The sequence below is a fragment of the uncultured Phascolarctobacterium sp. genome (assembly GCF_905212365.1).
Lineage (GTDB): Bacteria > Bacillota > Negativicutes > Acidaminococcales > Acidaminococcaceae > Phascolarctobacterium_A.
Map to the genome: position 1 here is coordinate 1 of NZ_CAJMEH010000095.1, position 3,629 is coordinate 3,629.

4 protein-coding genes, 1 tRNA gene and 1 pseudogene are annotated in these 3,629 nt (G+C 47.0%); 1 reads left to right on the forward strand and 5 read right to left on the reverse strand.

Annotated features, from left to right (window positions below; translation table 11 throughout):
- Positions 1-905 (forward strand): annotated as a pseudogene (locus QZ105_RS10240) (IS3 family transposase); the annotation flags it as partial.
- 387 nt (positions 906-1,292) lie between these two features.
- Here the strand turns inward: QZ105_RS10240 and QZ105_RS10625 are convergent.
- The 5 genes from QZ105_RS10625 to QZ105_RS10255 all read right to left on the reverse strand — a co-directional run.
- Positions 1,293-1,370 (reverse strand): putative holin-like toxin, encoded by a 78-nt coding sequence (locus tag QZ105_RS10625; protein ID WP_366936050.1) that lies wholly within the window; start codon positions 1,368-1,370, stop codon positions 1,293-1,295.
- A 208-nt stretch (positions 1,371-1,578) separates the two neighbouring features.
- A tRNA-Leu gene (locus QZ105_RS10245) sits at positions 1,579-1,663 on the reverse strand.
- Positions 1,664-1,772: 109 nt separating this feature from the next.
- Positions 1,773-2,510, reverse strand: coding sequence for a Na+/H+ antiporter NhaC family protein (locus tag QZ105_RS10630; RefSeq protein ID WP_366936048.1), 738 nt, complete (start codon positions 2,508-2,510; stop codon positions 1,773-1,775).
- 33 nt (positions 2,511-2,543) lie between these two features.
- On the reverse strand, positions 2,544-3,281 hold the full coding sequence (locus QZ105_RS10635; RefSeq protein WP_366936049.1) for a Na+/H+ antiporter NhaC family protein: 738 nt from the start codon (positions 3,279-3,281) through the stop codon (positions 2,544-2,546).
- Between the two features lie 134 nt (positions 3,282-3,415).
- Positions 3,416-3,629, reverse strand: a 214-nt coding sequence (locus tag QZ105_RS10255) for an efflux RND transporter permease subunit (protein WP_293729822.1), incomplete at its 5' end; no start/stop codon positions are given.

Consider the following 3,629-nt stretch of genomic DNA (forward strand, 5'->3'; position numbering starts at 1 on the left):
TCTTTCTGGCTTTGAAAACAGAGGACGGCAGGATTACCGGGAAAATTTCATTTTATTGCCGGATGCTTGGTATCAGCCGGCAGGGTTTTTATAAATATCTTGCGAACAAAGACCGTCCCTGGAAATACCAGGATCTGGCGGATGCCATGAAAAAAATCATCCATGAAGATGAATGTAACGATACTTATGGACGGATCCGAATGTATCAGGCTCTGTTGTTGAAGCAGCCGGAGGAAGTACATATCCCCAGTGAGCGGACCGTATACCGGGTTATGGATCAGATCGGCCTGAGCCATCGGCCAAGAAGAAAGCCGAATGGGCTCACAAAAGCAGACCGGAAAGCCATGAAATCAGATGATCTGCTGAAGCGGGATTTCCATTCAGATGCCCCATTAGAAAAATGTATTACAGATATCACGGAGATCCCGGCGTCCAACGGGAAACTGTATGTATCTGCGATTTTCGACTGCTTTGATCTTTGCGTCCTCGGTCTGGCAATGGAAACAAACATGAAAGCAGATCTGTGTATCCAAACACTGGAAAACACTCTGACCGCGTATCCCACACTGGAAGGAGCTATCATCCACAGTGACCGTGGAACACAGTATACCAGTGAGTCCTACCGTCAGACCATCCGGGAACATCACATCAGCCAAAGTATGAACAGTGCCGGAGGACGCTGCCATGATAATGCACGTTGTGAGAGCATGTGGGCTAGGATGAAGACGGAACTTCTCTACGACCGCTATGACACAAAGCAGATGACTATCGAGGAATTAAAGGCACTCATTTGAAGATACTTTCTCAGCTACTGGAATAACCGGAGGATCTGCTCTGCCAATGGTGGGCTTCCTCCTATGCTAAAACGCAAGCAATATTATGAGTCTTTGGAACTGGCGGCATAGTCAGTGATATCCTTGAGAAAAATGTGTCAACTAATCTTGACAATATCAGAAAGAGCCGGAGTTGCGGGCCGCGCGCAGGATATCCCTGCAATTAAACAAAATATTATCTATATTTATTGTCTTTTCGACAGCTTTCTTCTTAGCCATATGATTTCCTTCCCTTTCTTCATTCTAAATAAATTTCGTGACGTTCTCTATATTAATGAAGCACATTCATTACATCTACTTATTGAAACTTCGTCTCTTGACTATTTGCGATACTAAGATTATAATAAAAGCAGGAAGAGATAGCTTGATGTTGGCTTGTCAGCTTTCTCCAAAGTAAAATTATAGTGAAAGAAGAGCTGCTTGCCGTAAGCGGCTCTATTTCATTTTATAAGCAAGAACTTACTTACAAGCAGAAATAATGGTAGCTACAAGGATACCGAAAGCAATCATTAAAGATAACGCTTCATACACTCTCATAACTTACCACCTCCCCACATGTATACAGCGGAGAAAAACCGACCATCAACCTATCTCTTGAGCAATATTATAACATACATTTGATTACCTGCAAAGCTCCGGCAACGATTACAGCCGGAGCTTATTTGTTAGTATTGCATTAATTCCCAAAAAAGAAAAAGCCCCTGCAAGACAAATAAAAACCTTGCAGGGGCTTGCTATTTACATTTGGTGCGAGTGACAGGAATCGAACCTGCACGCCGAAAGGCGCTAGATCCTAAGTCTAGTGCGTCTGCCAGTTCCGCCACACTCGCATTTAAATGTTATCAGCTTTTACTGTGCCTGAGAACAGCAATCAACCGTAACATAAATATTATAGCACAAAGCGCTATTAACTGTCTACTGCTTATCTGCCGCAGCCCGTTAAGCCGTATGCTTCCTATCGTAATAATTCCAGCCGAAGATAACCGCCAGCAGCAGACCAACGGCAATTACCGTACTGATGGCAGAACCAGTCAATCCGGCAATAATAAATCCTACGAAAGCAATGACGCCGTTAATAGCGGCATAGGGCAGCTGGGTTCTTACGTGGTCCGCCAGATTGCATTCCGCGCCCATGGACGATAAAATCGTCGTATCGGAAAGCGGCGAGCAATGGTCACCGAACAAACCGCCGGACAATACCGCGCCGACGCAGATAGCGTAAGGAATACCGAAAGCGTGGCCCATAGGAATAGCCAAGGGCATTAAAATAGCGAAGGTGCCCCAGGAGCTGCCGGTCGAGAAGGAAATCACCGTACCGAACAGGAAGATGCACGCCGGAATCAGCACGGGCGTAAAGTTAATGCCCTGCAGAATACCGATGATGTATTTAGCAGTTCCCAGCTTGCCGATCATGGCGCTCAAGGACCAGGCCAGCAGCAAAATAATAGCCACATCCGTCATGCCTATCATGCCCTTAACGTACAGGCTGAAGGTGTCCTTGGGCTTCTTTACCTTGAAGCCGCAGATCATAAACATCAGCAGCACGCCTGCCAGAAAGTAACCGGTAGTCAGCGCGATACGGAAAGCGTTGCCGGGAATTTTTGCAAAAGGAAAGCCCAGCGGGCTCAAATCGATAATCAAAGTAGCGAATACCATCAAAATCGGCAGAATCAGCATAAAGGGATTGGAATTGCCTAAGGAATAGCCGTCCTAGTCCACGGGAGCGACGTAATGGTCCTCCATCTCTTCGGGAGTGGGCTTATCCTTGACCGCGTCCTCCGCTTCCTTCATCGCCGCGAAGTCCTTTTTGGTGATGGCTATTAAAGGAATCATCAGCACGGCCAGAATCGTATAAATTTGAAAGGGAATGGCCTGCATAAAGGTTTCGTAATCGGAAACATTGACCTGTAAATTTTTAAACTGCGCCTCGATAAGGCCCATAATATAAACGCCCCAACCGATAAAGGGAATCAGCACGGCCACCGGCGAAGAGGTGGAGTCCAGCACCCAGGCCAGCTTTTCACGGGAAAGCTTCAGCTTATCAAACAGGGGACGGAACACAGGGCCCACCAGCAGCGCCGTACCCAAATCGGTAAAGAAAATTACAACGCCGCCCAGCCACGCGCCCAGCTGCGCCTTTAAAGGCGTGTCCACAAATTTATGCACATATTTAGCGAAGGATTGCGCGCCGCCGCCGTTTTCCAGCAGCTTGATAAAGCCGCCGATAAATAAGATAAGAACGATATTACCGGCATTATAGCTGTCCATAACCTGCTTAAAAAAGTAATCGCCAATCAAAGCCTTGGAGGCCAGAAAGGGATTGCCATTGCACAGCAGCATAACGCCCGTAAAGCAGCCGCAGAATAACGAAAAGATAACATTCTTCGTCTTAATTGCCAAGCCGATAGCCAGCAAGGACGGCAAAACGCTTAATATCCCAAAATCCATCCATAACACCTCTCCAAATAAAATTTACTTGCCGCAGCTTAAAAGCCGCGCGCGCCGCTAATTTATATATTATATAGCGCGGCTCATTAATATGCAAGTTTTATTTTATTTATGCAAAGGTAATGGTATGAATGTCATTTTTTACGCGCTTTCGCAAAACGCTTCAGCAGCACAAAGAACAAGGGTACAAAAAACAGCGTCAGCGCCGTGCCGGTCAGCGTGCCGCCGATAATGCCCGTGCCGATGGCGATGCGGCTGTTAGCGCCCACGCCCGACGCCGCCGCCAAAGGCGCTACACCGGCAATAAAGGTAACGGCTGTCATTAAAATCGGCCGCAGGCGCAGACGC